At 64.9% G+C, this 16,369-nt stretch carries 15 protein-coding genes and 1 riboswitch; of the genes, 13 read left to right on the top strand and 2 right to left on the bottom strand.

Annotated elements, in window-relative coordinates; translation table 11 throughout:
* Nucleotides 1-14: 14 nt before the first annotated feature.
* Nucleotides 15-2,117 (bottom strand): glycogen debranching protein GlgX, encoded by a 2,103-nt coding sequence (gene glgX, locus H4V99_RS11000; RefSeq protein ID WP_280678220.1) that lies wholly within the window; start codon nucleotides 2,115-2,117, stop codon nucleotides 15-17.
* A 91-nt stretch (nucleotides 2,118-2,208) separates the two neighbouring features.
* On the opposite strand from glgX, the gene H4V99_RS10995 reads away from it, so the two are divergent.
* The 12 genes from H4V99_RS10995 (at nucleotide 2,209) to H4V99_RS10940 (ending at nucleotide 15,268) form a co-directional block, all read left to right on the top strand.
* Nucleotides 2,209-3,396: a cysteine desulfurase family protein gene (locus H4V99_RS10995; protein WP_280678218.1), complete on the top strand. Its 1,188-nt coding sequence runs from the start codon at nucleotides 2,209-2,211 to the stop codon at nucleotides 3,394-3,396.
* Between the two features lie 35 nt (nucleotides 3,397-3,431).
* Nucleotides 3,432-4,607, top strand: a complete 1,176-nt coding sequence (gene mnmA, locus H4V99_RS10990; protein ID WP_280678216.1) for a tRNA 2-thiouridine(34) synthase MnmA — start codon at nucleotides 3,432-3,434, stop codon at nucleotides 4,605-4,607.
* Between the two features lie 30 nt (nucleotides 4,608-4,637).
* On the top strand, nucleotides 4,638-6,899 hold the full coding sequence (ligA, locus tag H4V99_RS10985) for an NAD-dependent DNA ligase LigA (RefSeq protein WP_280678214.1): 2,262 nt from the start codon (nucleotides 4,638-4,640) through the stop codon (nucleotides 6,897-6,899).
* A 208-nt stretch (nucleotides 6,900-7,107) separates the two neighbouring features.
* Entirely contained in the window at nucleotides 7,108-8,385 is a 1,278-nt protein-coding gene (locus H4V99_RS10980) for an alpha/beta hydrolase (RefSeq protein ID WP_280678212.1), read from the top strand.
* Nucleotides 8,386-8,421: 36 nt separating this feature from the next.
* Entirely contained in the window at nucleotides 8,422-8,718 is a 297-nt protein-coding gene (gatC, locus tag H4V99_RS10975; protein WP_280678210.1) for an Asp-tRNA(Asn)/Glu-tRNA(Gln) amidotransferase subunit GatC, read from the top strand.
* A gap of 2 nt (nucleotides 8,719-8,720) precedes the next feature.
* A complete protein-coding gene (gatA, locus tag H4V99_RS10970; RefSeq protein ID WP_280678208.1) occupies nucleotides 8,721-10,259 on the top strand; it encodes an Asp-tRNA(Asn)/Glu-tRNA(Gln) amidotransferase subunit GatA in 1,539 nt (512 codons plus the stop codon).
* Nucleotides 10,259-11,767 (top strand): Asp-tRNA(Asn)/Glu-tRNA(Gln) amidotransferase subunit GatB, encoded by a 1,509-nt coding sequence (gatB, locus tag H4V99_RS10965; RefSeq protein ID WP_280678206.1) that lies wholly within the window; start codon nucleotides 10,259-10,261, stop codon nucleotides 11,765-11,767. The genes gatA and gatB overlap by 1 nt, the downstream gene beginning before the upstream one ends.
* 19 nt (nucleotides 11,768-11,786) lie before the next feature.
* On the top strand, nucleotides 11,787-12,077 hold the full coding sequence (locus tag H4V99_RS10960) for a hypothetical protein (protein ID WP_280678204.1): 291 nt from the start codon (nucleotides 11,787-11,789) through the stop codon (nucleotides 12,075-12,077).
* Nucleotides 12,074-13,168: a VIT1/CCC1 transporter family protein gene (locus H4V99_RS10955; RefSeq protein ID WP_280678202.1), complete on the top strand. Its 1,095-nt coding sequence runs from the start codon at nucleotides 12,074-12,076 to the stop codon at nucleotides 13,166-13,168. Before H4V99_RS10960 ends, H4V99_RS10955 begins: the two co-directional genes overlap by 4 nt.
* A 36-nt stretch (nucleotides 13,169-13,204) precedes the next feature.
* Nucleotides 13,205-13,708 (top strand): dihydrofolate reductase, encoded by a 504-nt coding sequence (locus H4V99_RS10950; RefSeq protein ID WP_280678200.1) that lies wholly within the window; start codon nucleotides 13,205-13,207, stop codon nucleotides 13,706-13,708.
* A gap of 9 nt (nucleotides 13,709-13,717) precedes the next feature.
* Nucleotides 13,718-14,986, top strand: coding sequence for a DNA polymerase IV (locus H4V99_RS10945; RefSeq protein ID WP_280678198.1), 1,269 nt, complete (start codon nucleotides 13,718-13,720; stop codon nucleotides 14,984-14,986).
* A gap of 9 nt (nucleotides 14,987-14,995) precedes the next feature.
* Nucleotides 14,996-15,268, top strand: a complete 273-nt coding sequence (locus tag H4V99_RS10940; RefSeq protein ID WP_280678196.1) for a hypothetical protein — start codon at nucleotides 14,996-14,998, stop codon at nucleotides 15,266-15,268.
* A gap of 65 nt (nucleotides 15,269-15,333) precedes the next feature.
* Here the strand turns inward: H4V99_RS10940 and H4V99_RS10935 are convergent, their stop codons facing one another.
* A complete protein-coding gene (locus tag H4V99_RS10935; RefSeq protein ID WP_280678194.1) occupies nucleotides 15,334-15,516 on the bottom strand; it encodes a hypothetical protein in 183 nt (60 codons plus the stop codon).
* Between the two features lie 43 nt (nucleotides 15,517-15,559).
* Nucleotides 15,560-15,667: riboswitch (TPP riboswitch) on the top strand.
* 48 nt (nucleotides 15,668-15,715) lie between these two features.
* Between H4V99_RS10935 and H4V99_RS10930 the strand changes: the two genes are divergently transcribed.
* Nucleotides 15,716-16,366: an ECF transporter S component gene (locus tag H4V99_RS10930; RefSeq protein ID WP_280678192.1), complete on the top strand. Its 651-nt coding sequence runs from the start codon at nucleotides 15,716-15,718 to the stop codon at nucleotides 16,364-16,366.
* Nucleotides 16,367-16,369 lie beyond the last annotated feature (3 nt).

Here is a 16,369-nt window from a genome sequence, read left to right as displayed (position 1 = left end):
CGGAGCCTCCGGCACTACGCGGAGGCGGACTTCTTTTTGCTCTTCTTTTTTCCCACGGCCCGGGGCACCGCGCCGTGGGCTCGGAGGAGCTGCATGGACGCGCCGGTCATTAGCAGTGTCGCGCCGGGTTTGTGCTCGATCACCGCATCGTGCAGGTCATCGTGGCTCGAATCCCAGAGCAGGGTGTACGACGTCACCCCCGGATGCTGGGGGAGTATGACCGTGGCATTCTGCTCACGCGCATGCACAACGAGCAGAATGCGGTTGAACTCCTCGTGTTCGGGCGTGCTCGCTGCCATGTACTGCAGGGTGCGTGCCTCCGGGGCGTTCCAGTCGTCGTGTGACATCGACTGGCCAGCCATGTTGTACCAATCCAATTGGCTCGCGCTCGGCGTGGTCTCCCCGAAACGACCGAACCGCACCGGCCGCAGGGCCGGGTTTTCCCGTCGCAGCTGAAGCAGGCGACGACTTACGCGGTGCAGATCCTGCTGCCAGTCGTCAAAGTCCCAGTTCAGCCAGGTGAGTTCGCTGTCTTGGCAGTACGCGTTGTTGTTACCCCGCTGACTGCGACCAAACTCATCCCCGGCCGTGATCATCGGTATCCCAGCAGAGAGCAGCAGAGTGCCGAGCAGGTTTCGCATGGCCTTGCGCCGGGTGGCCAGAATCGTCACGTCCCGGGTGGGTCCCTCCACACCGTGGTTGAACGAGTTGTTATTCCCGGTGCCATCTCGATTGGACTCGCCGTTGCCTAGGTTGTGCTTCGTGTCGTAGGCAGTGAGGTCAGCGAGGGTGAATCCGTCGTGCGCGGTGATGAAGTTGAGCGAGGCCAGTGGTCCGCGATCGGTCGAAAAGGTGTTGCTTGACCCGGCCACCCGGGTAGCGAATCGACCGATTCCACTTCCGGCACTCCCCGAGTAGCGCATGCTGCGCATATCGCTGAGCCAGAAGTCACGCATCCGGTCACGGTAGCGGTCGTTCCACTCCGTCCAGCCGGGCGCGAAGTTTCCCGTCTGCCAGCCGCCCTGCCCCACATCCCACGGTTCGGCAATGAGCTTGACGCCGGCGAGCGCCGGGTCGTCGCGAATGCCGGTGAGAAGCGGATGCTCCGGATCATAGACCACGCCGTCGTCACGCCCGAGGGTGGCCGCCAGGTCGAACCGAAAGCCGTCCACCTGCACCTCATTGGCCCAGTACCGCAGGGAGTCCATGACGAGGCGCCGCGGAACCTCGCGAGCAAAGTTGACGGTGTTGCCGCATCCGGTCACATCGATGTACTGGCCGGCCTCGGTCTGGCGGTAATACTCGGCATTGTCGATGCCGCGCAGGCTCGTTACCGGACCGTTGGGTCCTTCTTCGGCCGTGTGGTTGTACACGACGTCCATGATGACTTCGAGGCCGGCCTCATGCAACACCTTGACCATGCCCTTGAACTCCCGCAAGACGGCATCCGGTCCGTCGGATTGCGCGGCCTGGGTGGCGTAGTCGGCGTGCGGTGAGAAGAAGTTAAGGGTGTTGTAGCCCCAGTAGTTGATGAGGCCCTGCTTGATGAGTCGCTGCTCAGACACAAAAGCCTGCACGGGAAGAAGCTCCACCGAGGTGACACCGAGATTGGTGAGGTAGTCGATGGTTGACGCGTGACCGAGGCCCGCATAGGTGCCCCGGAGCGCCGGGGGAATCTTCTTGTTGAGGCGGCTGATGCCGCGCACATGCGCCTCGTACACCACCGTGTGGTCGAGCGGAATGGCAGGCTTTGCCACGTTGTTCCAGTCGAACCGGTCGTCAATGACCGAGGATTGCCAGCGGTCGGCTCCCACCCGAACCAGGCCTCGGGAGTAGGGCTCGAGCAGAGTCGTTTCGGGGTGGAAGGAATTGCGGGGCCCGGCTGGACCCGACACGCGGATGCCGTAGCGCCGTCCGGGCGAGAGAGTGCGTGACTGCGCCGACCACACGTTGTTCTCGTCCCGGGTCATCGGAATGGTCTTGATGATCCAGTTGGGGTCGGTCTCGTCGAAGATGCACAGCTCGATGGCATCCGCTCCAGCGGACCACACGCGCAACTCGCCACCACTGGAGGTAATTCGTACGCCGAGGTTGCGCAGGGGATCGGCGTGGGTCATGAAATAAGAGTAATCAGTGTGAGGGAACGTTCCGACCACGGCCGGAACTAGAGTTGAAACGCTTGAATTACTTGGAGAAAAGAAGGACCAGATGGTTGTCTACCTCGATCACGCGGCCACCACACCCCTGCTTCCCGCGGCGATCACCGCCTACGCCGAGGCGATGACCGTGGTCGGAAACCCCGCCTCCGTGCACAGCCAGGGCCAAAATGCCAAACGCATGCTCGAAGAGGCCCGAGAACACGTGGCTGCCAGTGTGAACAGCGACCCCATCGAAGTGGTCTTCACCGGCAGTGGCACCGAAGCCATCAACCTCGCCATCAAGGGACTGTTCTGGGCTCGCGCTCCGCGCCGACGCATTCTTGTGGCCGAAGGTGAGCACCACGCCACGCTGGACAGCGTGGACTGGCTCGCCGCCCATGACGACGCTCTGCTGGAATGGATTCCTCTCGATCGCCTCGGGCGCATCAACCTCACGGCCCTTGCCGCCGCCATCACCGCACACCCCGACGACATTGCCCTGATCACCGTGATCGCGGCCAACAACGAGGTCGGCACGATCCAGCCTCTCGCCGAGATCGCCGCGCTCGCCGCCGCCCACGACATTCCCGTGCACGTGGATGCCGTGGCGGCCTACGGGCACCTGCCCATCGACTTCGCTGTGCTGAGCGCCGCCGGGGTGAGCGCGGTGAGCCTGTCGGCCCACAAGATTGGTGGCCCGGTAGGAATTGGGGCGCTCATTCTGGGTCGACGTACCGCGGTGGTGCCGCTGCTGCACGGTGGCGGGCAACAGCGCCAGGTGCGCAGCGGTACCCAGGACGTTGCGGCGGCCGTGTCTTTCGCCGTGGCGGCATCCGCTTTCGGGGCGGGTCAGCGTGCGGAGCATGCCCGGCTGGAGGGGCTCCGGGACCTGGTGATTGCCGGGGTTCGGCGCATTGCCCCGGCCGCGATCCTCAACGGTGACCCGGACTCTGCCGGGCGCCTGCCAGGGAATGCCCACTTCAGCTTTCCGGGCTGCGAGGGGGATTCGCTGCTCTTTCTGCTCGACGTAGCCGGCGTGTCGGTGTCAACTGGGTCGGCCTGCCAGGCCGGCATTCCCGAACCCTCCCATGTGCTCCGGGCCATGGGACGCACCGCCGTTGAATCTCGGGGCGCGTTGCGAATTACCCTGGGGCGCACGACGACCGAGGACGACGTGGCGGCCCTGCTGAGGGCATTGCCCGCTGCCCACGCTCAGGCCGAGCGGGCCGGAATGGCTGATCGGGTACCGAGGGCCTAGTTCCTCGGAGCCGCCGCAGCGATTACACTTGCCCGGTGAAGGTTTTAGCAGCAATGAGTGGCGGTGTAGATTCCGCCGTGGCCGCAGCACGAGCGGTCGAGGCAGGACACGAGGTGGTGGGCGTGCATCTTGCGCTCAGCAGGATGCCGGGAACACTGCGCACCGGCAGTCGTGGGTGCTGCACGGTTGAGGACTCGATGGATGCCCAGCGAGCCGCCAACATCATCGGGATTCCCTACTACGTGTGGGACTTCTCCGAGCGTTTCAAGCTCGATGTCGTTGACGACTTCATTGCCGAGTATGCCGCCGGGCGAACCCCGAACCCCTGCATGCGCTGCAACGAAAAGATCAAGTTCGCCGCTCTGCTCGAGAAGGCGATTGACCTGGGCTTTGATGCCGTCGTGACCGGCCACTACGCGAGCATTGTGACGGATGCCGACGGTAACAATGAGTTGCACCGCGCCGCCGCCTGGGCCAAGGACCAGTCCTATGTGCTCGGAGTGCTCACCGCCGATCAGCTCAACCACTCCATGTTTCCGCTCGGTGCCACGCCGTCCAAGGCCGAAGTCCGCGCCGAAGCCGCAGCCCGTGGTTTCTCGGTGGCGAACAAGCCCGACTCCTACGACATCTGCTTCATCCCCGACGGAGACACCCGTGGGTGGCTCGGCGAACGGGTTGCTCCGGCCACGGGCGACATTCTGGACCGCGAGGGTAACAAACTCGGCGAACATGCGGGTGCGGTGGCCTTCACGGTGGGTCAACGTAAGGGCCTGTCAATCGGCACCCCGGCCTCCGACGGCAAGCCGCGGTTTGTGCTTGAGGTGCGCCCGATTTCCAATACCGTCGTCGTGGGGCCCAAGGAGGCGCTCGCCGTCAAGGAGATCGCCGGTGATTTCTTCACCTGGGCCGGCCTCGCCCCCGCCACACCGGAGATCGCGTTTGAGTGTCACGTGCAGATTCGTGCTCACGCCGACCCGGTGCCCGCTGTTGCGCAGGTTGTACGCAATGCCGACCGTGTGGAGCTGAAAATCCTCCCGAACGAGCCGCTCACCGGTGTGTCTCCGGGTCAGACCGCCGTCGTCTACCTGGGAACCCGGGTGCTTGGCCAGTGCACCATTGACCGCACGGTCAGTGCTGTTCCGATCGGTGCTGTCCCAATCAGTGCTGTCCCGGTCGGTGCTGTTCCGGTTTCCGCCACCAGCGGCGCGTGACGGCAGGCCCAACCATGGTTCAGTCAACTCGTGCCTGACGCCGCTGCGGGGAAACCCGTGCCGGCCGACTCGCTGTCGGCTGCCGGTGCGGAGGCCCACACGCTGACCGAGCGAATTCTTGCCGCACGTGACGCGTACTACGACCGCAGCGAACCGGTCATCGCTGATGTCGACTACGACTCGCTCGTGCAGCGGCTCGAAGAACTGGAGCGGCTCTTTCCGGAGTTGCAGAGCCAGGACAGCCCTACCCAAACGGTGGGTGGCCGCGCGGAAACCACCCTCTTCGACCCGGTTCAGCACGCGGAACGCATGCTGAGTCTTGATAACGTCTTCTCCATCGAGGAATTTCTCGGCTGGTCCGAGAAGGTGGAACGAGATTCCGGTCGCCCGGTGCACTACCTGTGTGAACTCAAGATCGACGGCCTGGCCATCAACCTGCGCTACGAGAATGGCGTGCTCGTGACGGCAGCCACGCGTGGCGATGGCGTGGTCGGGGAGGACGTCTCCGAAAACATCGACTTCGTTTCCGGCATTCCGCGCCGTCTTGCGGGAAGCAATCATCCACCGCTCATGGAAGTGCGGGGTGAGGTCTTCTTCCCCGCTGCCTCGTTCGCCGAGCTGAACGCCGCGCAGGTTGAATCGGGTGAACGCCCCTTCGCGAACGCGCGAAACGCGGCGAGTGGGTCGCTGCGTCAGAAGGCGTCGTCAAAAACACCGGCGCAACTGCTGCTCATGAAGGCACGCCTCGGGCGCCTGCGCATGCTCGTGCACGGGATTGGCGCGTGGGAGCGGCCCGCAGCCCTGTCCCAGTCCGAGGTCTATGGGGTACTGGCGAACTGGGGCCTGCCCACCAGCGAGTATTTTCGGGTTGTCCCGAGCGCGCCCGAGGCCGCCGAATTCATTGAGTACTACGGCGAGCACCGATCGAGCGTGTCCCACGAAATCGACGGCATCGTGATCAAGATCGACGAGCTGGAACTTCACGCCGAACTGGGTGCCACCAACCGTGCTCCTCGCTGGGCGATTGCCTACAAGTACCCGCCGGAACAGGTGAACACCAAGCTTGTGGACATCGTGGTGAGTGTGGGGCGCACGGGTCGAGCCACACCGTTTGCGGTGATGGAAAAGGTTCGCGTGGCCGGCTCCGAGGTTCGTCAGGCCACCCTGCACAACCAGGACGTGGTTCGGGCTAAGGGCGTTTTGATCGGTGACACGATTGTTCTCCGCAAGGCCGGAGACGTGATTCCCGAAGTGCTCGGCCCCGTGGTGGAACTTCGTGATGGCACGGAACGCGAGTTCGTCATGCCCACGAACTGCCCGGAGTGCGGCACGCTGCTGGCACCGGCAAAAGACGGTGACATCGACCTGCGCTGTCCCAACGCCCGCAGTTGTCCGGCACAGGTGCGCGGACGTGTGGAACATATTGGATCGCGAGGCGCGCTCGACATCGAGGTGCTGGGTGAGGTAGCCGCGGCCGCACTCACGCAGCCCACCGTTCCCGACACACCCCCGTTGCCCACCGAGGCGGGACTGTTCACCCTGACCCTGGCGGATGTGCTGCCCATTCAGGTGACGGTGCGCGACGCCGAGACGGGACTGGCCAAGGAAGACCAGGACGGCACCGAGAAGCTACGGATGCCCTTCAGTCGCAATCCCACAGCAAGTGAAAAGAAGACGGGCGCGACCGGCCTGCAACCGTCCGCGAGCGCGATCAAGCTCCTCGCCGAGATTGACCGAGCAAAGACGAAACCCCTCTGGCGCATCCTCGTTTCGCTCAATATTCGCCATGTGGGCCCCGTCGCCGCACGGGCACTGGCTAACCATTTCGGTTCCCTCGACGCCATTCGCAACAGTGCGGCCGCGGATTTGGCACTGGTCGACGGGGTGGGCGGCATCATTGCCGACGCCGTGGTCGACTGGTTCCAGGTGGACTGGCACCGTGACATCGTGGAGGCCTGGACCAAGGCGGGAGTTCAGTTCTCCACACCCGGACACCCCGGCCCCGGCGCGGCAGAAGCAGCCGGCGGAGTGTTGTCGGGGCTCACGGTCGTGGCAACAGGTTCCCTCGAGGGCTTTACCCGAGAGGGCGCGCAGGAGGCCATCATTGCGGCCGGCGGCAAGTCGGCCTCGAGCGTGTCGAAAAACACCGACTTCGTGGCAGCGGGTCCGGGCGCCGGTTCCAAGCTGGCCAAGGCGGAAACCCTTGGAATTCGAATTCTCGACGCCGATGAGTTTCGCATTCTCCTGCGCGAGGGACCGGGTGGGCTGTCGGTGGCGGTCACAGACGCCTGAATTTCCTCGCATACTAAGGGCAGACTCTTCGTCGAAGTAGGATCTGGACTTCTTTTTTTGCCCGTGTCGCCATATGCTGATATCGACATATATGTGCGCCGGGTGGGCGTACCACACGCAGCGGTATGCGCGAGGGGATGTAACGCTGTTCGACATGGTGGCAGTCTTGGTATCACTGGCTCTGGGGGGCCCCAACGAGTCATTCTCGATGCCGGAATCCAATCGGGTCAGCGTGGTGCACTCCGCCATTGGGCTCGCCCCCAGTCCGGTTTTGGATTCGCTGGGGGCCAGGATCTCGGTCAGCTCGTCGGTGGATGCCGATGGCGCCGAGCGTGCGGGGCGCAGCTCCACCGGCATCGCGGCACTGGAGGCGCTCACTCAGCTCAGCCCCACCGAACTGGCCACCTTCGCCACCACTAACCCCGCCGGCATTGGCAGCATTCTTGCCACCCCACCGGCCGCCAGCGCCGTCACCGGTTGGTGGCTGGCGCTGGATACGGCCGAACGCACGGTTCTGGAGACCGATGTTCCCCAGCTCGTGGGTAATTTGGACGGTGTTCCGCTGCTTGCCCGCAGTGCCGCCAATGCCCGCTATCTTGGCGAGGCAATGTCCACTGCAGCCGAGCGGCTCACCGCGCATCCCGAGCGGTCCGAGCGCCAGAGTGCGACCCGCCAATTGTCGGTCATGTCCGAGATCACGAAGGCGTTGCTGTCCGCGTGTACCTCTCCGCCTCGCAGCCTCGTGCTGCTGGACCTGGCCGACGGGGGACGAGCCGCCATTGCTCTCGGGGACCCGGACACGGCCGATTTTGTGAGCTACCTCGTTCCGGGCATGAATTACGGTGTGCGGGAGCAGCTCGTCAACTGGTCGACGACGGCCGATGACCTCTACGCCGAACAGGTGCAGGTACTGCGCGACCGGGCCGAGGTCACCCGGTCCTCGGTACCGAGCGTGGCGACGATCGCCTGGATTGGCTACGAGACGCCGAGCCTCTTCACCGTGGGCGGGCTCACCCGAGCCGATGCTGGCGCCGATTTTCTGGTGGACTCGTGGGATGGCATCCGCTCCACCCGAACCGACCGGCAGCCGTTCCTGTCGGTATTCGCGCATTCCTACGGCTCGCTCGTGGCGCTCGAGGCACTGGGGCGAAATTCCGTGCAGGTTGACGCACTCGTGATGGTGGGTTCGCCGGGGAGCGCCATCCAATCGATCGATCGACTCGACGTGGCCGACGGGAACGTCTACGTGGGGGAAGCCGACTGGGACCCAGCGGTCAACAGCGGCTTCTTCGGAAGCGATCCCGGAGCTGACTCCTATGGAGCACACACACTCGGCGTGGATGGCGAGAGTGATCCAGTGACCGGGCGATCACTCAGCAAATCGTGGGGCCATAACGACTATTTCACTCCCGGAAGTGAATCGCTGCGCAACATGGCGCTGATCGGAACGGACCAAGCGGCGCTCGTCACCGGCGCCTCCGAATAGAATTAGACATCCACGTCTATAAAAAATCGGAGTTCCATGTCTGAAATCACGGCCGAGCAGGTTGCCCACTTGGCAAGCCTTGCCCGGATCGACCTCAGCCCCGAGGAGATCACGAGTCTCACCCATGACCTGGGCCAGATCGTTGACTCGGTTGCCAAGGTGTCACAGGTTGCTACGGCTGATATCCCCGCCACGAGCCACCCCCTGCCACTGACTAACGTCTTTCGCGCAGACGTTGTCGTTCCCTCGCTCACGGTTGAGCAGGCGCTGTCCGGCGCCCCCGACCGTGCCGGCGACAAATTCCGCGTGCCCGCAATTTTGGACGGAGAGTAAACGTGACAGATCTCATCAGGCTCTCGGCCGCTGACCTCAGCACACTGCTCACTGACGGTTCCGTCAGCGCCGTCGAAGCCACCCAGGCACACCTTGACCGGATCAGCGAGGTGGACACCGACCTGCACGCCTTCCTGCACGTGTCCGGGCCGGCGGCACTTGCCACCGCTGCCCGCATTGATGCACAGCGTGCAGCGGGCGAGGAGCTGGGCCCGCTAGCCGGGGTGCCCATTGCCATCAAGGACGTGCTCGCCACCCACGACATGCCCACAACGGCCGGGTCCAGAATTCTCGAGGGCTGGGTTCCGCCCTACGATGCCACCGTCGTGGCGCGTCTGCGCGCCGCCGGCCTCGTGCCGCTCGGTAAGACCAACATGGATGAATTCGCCATGGGTTCCTCCACCGAGCACTCCGCGTATGGTCCCACGCGCAACCCGTGGGACCGCGATCGCATTCCCGGTGGATCCGGCGGTGGCTCTGCCGCTGCGGTGAGCGCGTTCGAAGCGCCGCTCGCTCTCGGAAGCGACACCGGTGGGTCGATTCGTCAGCCTGCAGCCGTCACCGGGTCGGTGGGCGTCAAGCCCACCTACGGTGGAGTGTCCCGTTACGGTGCCATTGCGCTTGCCTCCTCCCTGGACCAGGTTGGCCCGGTCTCACGCACCGTCTACGACGCGGCACTGCTGCACGATGTGATCGGCGGGCACGACCCGCTCGACTCCACATCACTCACCGATGCGTGGCCTTCGATGGCGGATGCCGCCCGCGCGGGACTCGCCGACGGTGCCCTCAAAGGACTCCGCGTCGGAGTGATCACGCAGCTGTCCGGCTCCGGTTTCCAGGCCGGCGTCACGCAACGCTTCACCGAGACGCTCGCGCTGCTGGCCGCAGCCGGCGCCGAGATCGTGGAGGTGTCTGCTCCGAACTTCGAGTACGCCGTCGCCGCCTACTATCTGATTCTGCCGGCCGAGGCGTCGAGCAACCTGGCACGGTTTGACTCCGTGCGTTTCGGCATCCGCGTGAACCCGAACGAGGGATCGCTCACCAGCGAAAAGGTCATGGCCGCCACGCGTGAGGCCGGCTTCGGCCCCGAGGTCAAGCGCCGCATCATTCTCGGCACCTACGCGCTCAGCACCGGCTACTACGACGCTTACTACGGGAGTGCCCAGAAGGTGCGCACCCTGATTCAGCGTGACTTTGACGCTGCCTTCGCCCAGGTTGACGTGCTCGTGTCCCCGAGCGCTCCCACCACGGCGTTCAAATTTGGCGAGAAGCTCGAAGACCCCATGGCCATGTACCTCAACGACATCACCACCATCCCGGCGAACCTCGCGGGCGTGCCCGGCATGAGCCTGCCCATCGGTCTCGCACCGGAAGACGGTTTGCCCGTTGGCCTGCAGATCATGGCTCCCGCCAAGGCGGATGCTCGCCTCTACACGGTGGGAGCAGCCATCGAACAGCTGCTCGAAGCCCGCTGGGGTCACACCATGCTCGATCAGGCACCGGCGCTCACTCTCGCCACCAGCACCAAGGGAGCTCTCTAATGGCGAAAGCCGAACTGATGGACTACGACAAGGCCCTCGAACTGTACGAGCCGGTACTCGGCTTCGAAGTACACGTGGAGCTCAACACCAAGACCAAGATGTTCTGCGGCTGCGCCAACGAATTCGGCTCGGGCGCCAACACGAACACCTGCCCCACCTGCCTCGGCCTGCCGGGCGGCTTGCCGCAGGTGAACCAGAAGGCGATCGAGTCCAGCATCCGCCTGGGTCTTGCCCTGGGTTGCGAGATTGCCGAGCACTCGCGGTTTGCCCGCAAGAACTATTTCTACCCCGACACCGCAAAGAACTTTCAGACCAGCCAGTATGACGACCCGATCTGCCACGACGGTGCAATCACGATTGAGCTCGAAAGCGGTCGCCAGGTCACGGTGCAGATCGAGCGCGCTCACATGGAGGATGACGCCGGAAAGCTCACCCACGTGGGTGGCTCGACCGGTCGCATTCAGGGCGCCGACTATTCCCTCGTGGACTACAACCGCGGTGGCGTACCCCTGGTGGAGATCGTGACGCAGATGATCGAGGGTGCCGAACACGACGCCCCCGAGATCGGCAAGACCTACGTTGCCGCCATTCGCGAGATCGTCAAGGCCCTCGGCGTGTCCAACGCACGCATGGAGGAGGGCAACGTGCGCTGTGACGCGAACGTGTCCCTGCGCCTGCGCGGCTCCGGAATACTCGGCACCCGCACGGAGACCAAGAACGTGAACTCCCTGCGTTCAGTCGAGCGCGCGGTGCGCTACGAAATTCAGCGCCATGCCGCCGTGCTGAACGGCGGTGGAAGCATCACGCAGGAGACCCGCCACTGGCACGAAGACACCGGTGTCACCTCGGCCGGTCGCCCCAAGAGTGACGCCGACGACTACCGCTACTTTCCGGAACCAGATCTGGTGCCGATGGCACCGTCCCGGGAATGGGTCGAAGAGCTGCGACTGACGCTGCCCGAGCCCCCCGCAGCCCGACGCAAGCGTTTGCAGGCCGACTGGGGCTTTGCGAACCTCGAATTTCAGGATGTCGTCAACTCCGACCTGCTCGACGCCGTCGAGTCGACCGTGGCCGCCGGCGCATCCGCTCAGGCCGCCCGCAAGTGGTGGACCGGTGAGGTGGCGCGACTCGCAAACGTTGCCGGTGTAGCCGCCGAATCGCTCGTGCAGCCCGCGTCCCTGGCGGCGCTGATCGCTCTCGTTGAGGCGGGAACGCTTACCGATCGTCTCGCCCGCCAGGTTCTTGAAGGCATGATTGCCGGGGAAGGTACGCCCGAAGAGGTCGTGGCTTCCCGCGGACTGGCCGTTGTCTCCGATGATGGTGCGCTCATTGCGGCCATTGACTCGGCGCTGCTGAGCCAGCCGGACGTGCTCGCGAAGATTCGCGATGGCAAGGTTCAGGCTGCCGGGGCCGTGATTGGCGCCGTCATGAAAATGATGCGTGGTCAGGCCGATGCGGCTCGAGTGCGCGAGCTGGTGCTCGAGCGCGCCACGACGGTGGAAGCGTAACGGGGCAGTAGGACACACCATGTGGAAAAAGCGCGATTCAGCAGCCAAGAGCAGCGTCTTCGGAGTGGGAGTGCAGGTCATTGTGCGGCTGGATCGCGCCCGCTTTCCGTACTCCCTCATCGATGACCCGATTGGCGTGATCGTGGCACCGGGGGAGCTGACCGGGTCGTCGTTCTATGTGCCGACAACCGTGCGCGAAGCGGTCTGGGAGGTACAGTTCGACGAACCGTTCGCTGGACTCGACGGTTCCGGACCACACGCGTCGGCCAAGGTCCCGGAGAGCCATCTGGAAGCGGCACCCGAAGCATGAGTGGTACCGCACCGAAACCGGCAGACATCCGTCGTTGGCGTCAGTATCTGGCCGACGAGCTGGCCGAAGCTGCGGTCTACCGGGATCTTGCCGCACGCCGAAGCGGCGAGGAGCGTGCCATCCTGCTGAGCCTCGCCGAGGCAGAGGGCCGGCACGAAGAGCATTGGCGTGGGCTGCTGGGGGACCAGGTTGGAGCCACCAAACGCGGTGCCCTGCGCACACGACTGTTGGGCTTCCTCGCCCGACGGTTCGGGTCGGTCTTCGTGCTGGCACTCGCGCAGCGGGCTGAATCACGTTCCCCGTATGACACCGACCACGATGCCACCAGTGCCATGGCCGCGGATGAGCGCATTCACGAGGAGGTTGTGCGCGCACTGGCCGCGCGCGGCCGCAAGCGTCTGTCCGGCAGCTTCCGCGCCGCAGTCTTCGGCATTAACGACGGACTGGTGAGCAACCTCGCTCTGGTTCTCGGCATTGGCGCCACGGGAGTGCCGGCCGCGACGATTCTCTTTACCGGGCTGGCCGGGCTGCTCGCCGGCGCCCTGTCAATGGGCGCGGGCGAGTACGTGTCGGTGCGTTCCCAGCGTGAGCTGCTCGAAGCATCAAGTCCGGCGCTCACGTCTAAAACTGTGCTCACCCACCTCGACGCCGCGGCCAATGAACTGACCCTGGTGTACCGGGCCAGGGGGATGTCTCCCGAGAAGGCCGAGTTGCACGCGCGCCAGGTGCTGCGCACCGCCGACGTGGCAACGAATCCCTTCGAAGCCATCGATACGCGCGCGGTGATGCCCACCGTCGATGAGCACGAGGCAGTGGGAACCGGCTGGGGTGCCGCGTCGTCCAGCTTCTGTTTCTTTGCCTCCGGAGCGCTGCTCCCGGTGCTGCCGTACCTCTTCGGTATGAGCGGGCTGTCGGCTATTGTTCTGGCCACCGTGCTCGTGGGTATTGCCCTGCTCGGAACGGGCGCCGTCGTGGGGTTGCTGTCGGGCGGACCGCCCCTGCGCCGTGCCCTGCGTCAGCTGGTCATCGGCCTCGCGGCGGCCGGTGTGACGTATGCGCTGGGTTTGGCCTTCGGCACCACGGTTGGCTAACGATGCACCCCGATGCGGAGACGCTGTGGTGACGGCGTGCTGACGCTCGTGTGGGCACAGAGCCGCAACGGCATCATCGGGCGCGATGGGGTGTTGCCGTGGCACCTCCCCGAAGACCTGGCGCACTTTGCCGCTCTCACGCGCGGCGGGGCTGTTCTGATGGGACGCCGAACCTGGGACTCTCTACCGGCACGATTTCGTCCCCTGCCCGACAGACTCAACATCGTGCTCACGCGCACAGCCGGGTGGCGCGCGGAGGGGGCATCCGTTGCTCACTCGGCGCAGGCGGCGCTGGAGTTAGCCTCGGGCCACACGCTCTGGGTAATTGGTGGGCGCGAGGTGTTCAACCTGGTTCTACCGCAGGTCACCCGGCTCGAGGTGACCGAGATCAATGCGGACATTGCCGGAGACACCGAGGCGCCGCCACTCGACTCGATGTGGAGCACCGAGAGCGCAGATCCGGCCACGGGATGGCACACGTCGAGCACCGGACTCGAATATCGCTTTGTGCGTTACACCCGGGCATCGACCGAGAGTTAGAGTTTCTGCATGGGCAAGCAGGACGGCAGTGAACGGCAGGTCTCGACCGCTGACGTCGACGATTCCACGGCCACGATTTTGCATGTTGACCTCGACGCTTTCTTTGTTTCCGTGGAGCTACTTGACCACCCGGAGTTTGCCCACCAACCGGTGATCGTGGGACACCGCGGTGGTCGTTCCGTCGTGACGGCGGCAAACTACATTGCGCGGCGGTTCGGCGTGAACTCCGCGATGCCCATGCTGCTGGCGCTGCGCAAATGCCCGCAGGCCGTGGTGCTCGAGCCGCACATGGCCGCGTACCAGCACTACTCCGAACGGGTCATGAGCATCTTCGACGACGTGACACCGCTCGTGGAACGCCTCGGCATCGACGAGGCATTTCTGGACGTGGCCGGCGCGCGCCGCCTGCACGGTTCTCCCGCTGTGATTGCGGAGCTGATACGTGCCCGCGTCTTCGCCGAGACCGGCCTGGTCTGTTCGGTGGGCGCGGCATCCACAAAATTTATCGCCAAGCTCGCCTCCGGGCTGGCCAAACCCAACGGTCTGCTCGTTGTGCCGGCTGAGCAGACGCTCAACTTTCTGCATCCGCTTCCGGTGAAATTCATGTGGGGCGTGGGGGCCACAACCGAGGAAGCCCTCGTTCGGCTGGGGCTCCGTACCATCGGCGATATTGCCCGCCTGCCCCTGCCCGCGCTGCAGCGGGCCGTGGGGGAGGCCTCCGGACACAAGCTGCACGAGCTGTCATGGGGGAGGGATGGCCGTGGTGTCACGCTGGTACGCGAGGAGAAGAGCGTGGGACACGAGACTACATTCGAGTACGACATGACGGATGCCGCGGCGCTGCGCAGCGAGCTGCTGCGGCTCTCCGATGCGGTCGCCGTGCGTCTGCGACGAGGGGGCCTGGTGGGGAGGCGCGTGGTGCTGAAACTGCGCTACCCGGACTTCACCACCGTGACGCGCTCCCGCACTCTGGCGGATCCGAGCAACGTAGGTCGCCGCATCTACGAGGAGGTGAGTGCGGCTTTTGAGCTGCTCGCGGCACCGGGAATTCGGGTGCGCCTGATTGGCGTGCGCATGGAACAGCTCTCACCGGAGGACAGCGCGGGCCTGGCCCTGTGGGATCCCGACGAAGACTGGCGCGAGGCCGAGCGCGCTGTCGACACCGTGACGGCGAAGTTCGGCCGTGGAGCCGTTCGCCCCGCCTCGCACATTGCGCCCACCTCACGCACCGCGCCCACTTCTCACACCGCGCCGGGAGCCGAGCCCAACCCGGGGTAGCCTGTTGTCATGACTAGCCTTCCGGAAAAGCTCGCAGAAATGTCCCGTTCAGCCGGCGTGAAGTCCGCCTACGGTGATCCGATTCAGATCGACGGGGTCACGCTGGTGCCCGTGGCGATCGTGAACTACGGTTTCGGCGGCGGAGACTCCGGCGACCAGGGTTCGGGCGGCGGCGGAGGTGGCGCTGCGATACCGATCGGCGCCTACGTGAAGTCGGCGGGCACCGTGCGGTTTGAACCGAACGTCATTTCACTGCTGGCCGTCGGCATCCCCTTCATCTAGGTGACGGGCCGTGTGCTGATCCGCATCATCCGCGCCCTGAAGAAGTAGGTCACCGAGAGCAGAAACTACGGGTTGCGCCGTCGACGCGAGCGGGGCCAGCGCGGCCGCAGCAGACGGCGCAGCCAGAGCGGCCAGTGCCAGGTGTCGTGCACGGGCAAACCCCTGGCAATGCGGCGCCGGCGACGAAGCGACGCCCGCAACAGCACCAGCATGATCGTCGCGGCGACGACCACAACCAGCATGCTCATGTACCCAAACCCATTCCGTGAGTCTAAGCGGGCAGCTAGACTGATGCTGAACACGGGAGTCCGGTTAACCGGGCTGAGAGGAAGCTAGCAGCTTCGACCGTCGAACCTGATCCGGATCATGCCGGCGCAGGGAGACTTCTCGTACCCGTGCCCCATCTGGGTCATCTTCCGATGATCCATCTTCGGAAAGGGCACGACAATGAACACAACCTCTACCCCCCTCGCAACACATCCGACGGCGACCAAGACCCGCACCTATCGCTGGCGCGTCGTGGACATCGTGGTCGCCAGTGTCATCGGCGTCGCGAGCGGCGTCATCTTCTGGGCCTGGGGCCTGGCCTGGACGCCGTTGAGCAGCCTCCTGGCCTTCACGCCGGGTCTCGGCGGTCTGCTGGCCGGCGGCTGGCTCTTCGCCGGAGTGCTCGGCGGACTTATCATTCGTAAGCCCGGCGCGGCCCTCTATACCGAGGTCATTGCCGCCGTCGTATCCATGCTCATCGGCACCCAGTGGGGCTTTGCCACTCTGATCTGGGGTGTGCTGCAGGGCCTCGGCGCCGAGCTGGTCTTCGCCCTGTTCTTCTACGCCAACTATCGGCTGGGAGTCGCCCTCCTCGCCGGCGCCGGCGCCGGGCTGGCTGTTGCGCTCTTGGACACCACCATCAGCTACGCGGCGCTCGACATGGGCTTCAAGACCGTGTACTTCGTGACGGCCATCATCTCGGGCACGGTGTTCGCCGGGCTGCTGTCCTGGCTTGCGGTGCGAGGACTGGCCCGAACGGGTGCGCTCAGCCGGTTTGCCAGCGGACGCGAGGTCACCCGCACCGTGGGCGCGGCGCCGACCGCGCTGTAGGGG

This window comes from Cryobacterium sp. CG_9.6, from assembly GCF_029893365.1.
Taxonomy (GTDB): Bacteria; Actinomycetota; Actinomycetes; order Actinomycetales; family Microbacteriaceae; genus Cryobacterium.
Note: the sequence above shows the minus strand (reverse complement) of the source record. Positions and strands in the feature narration are given on the sequence as shown.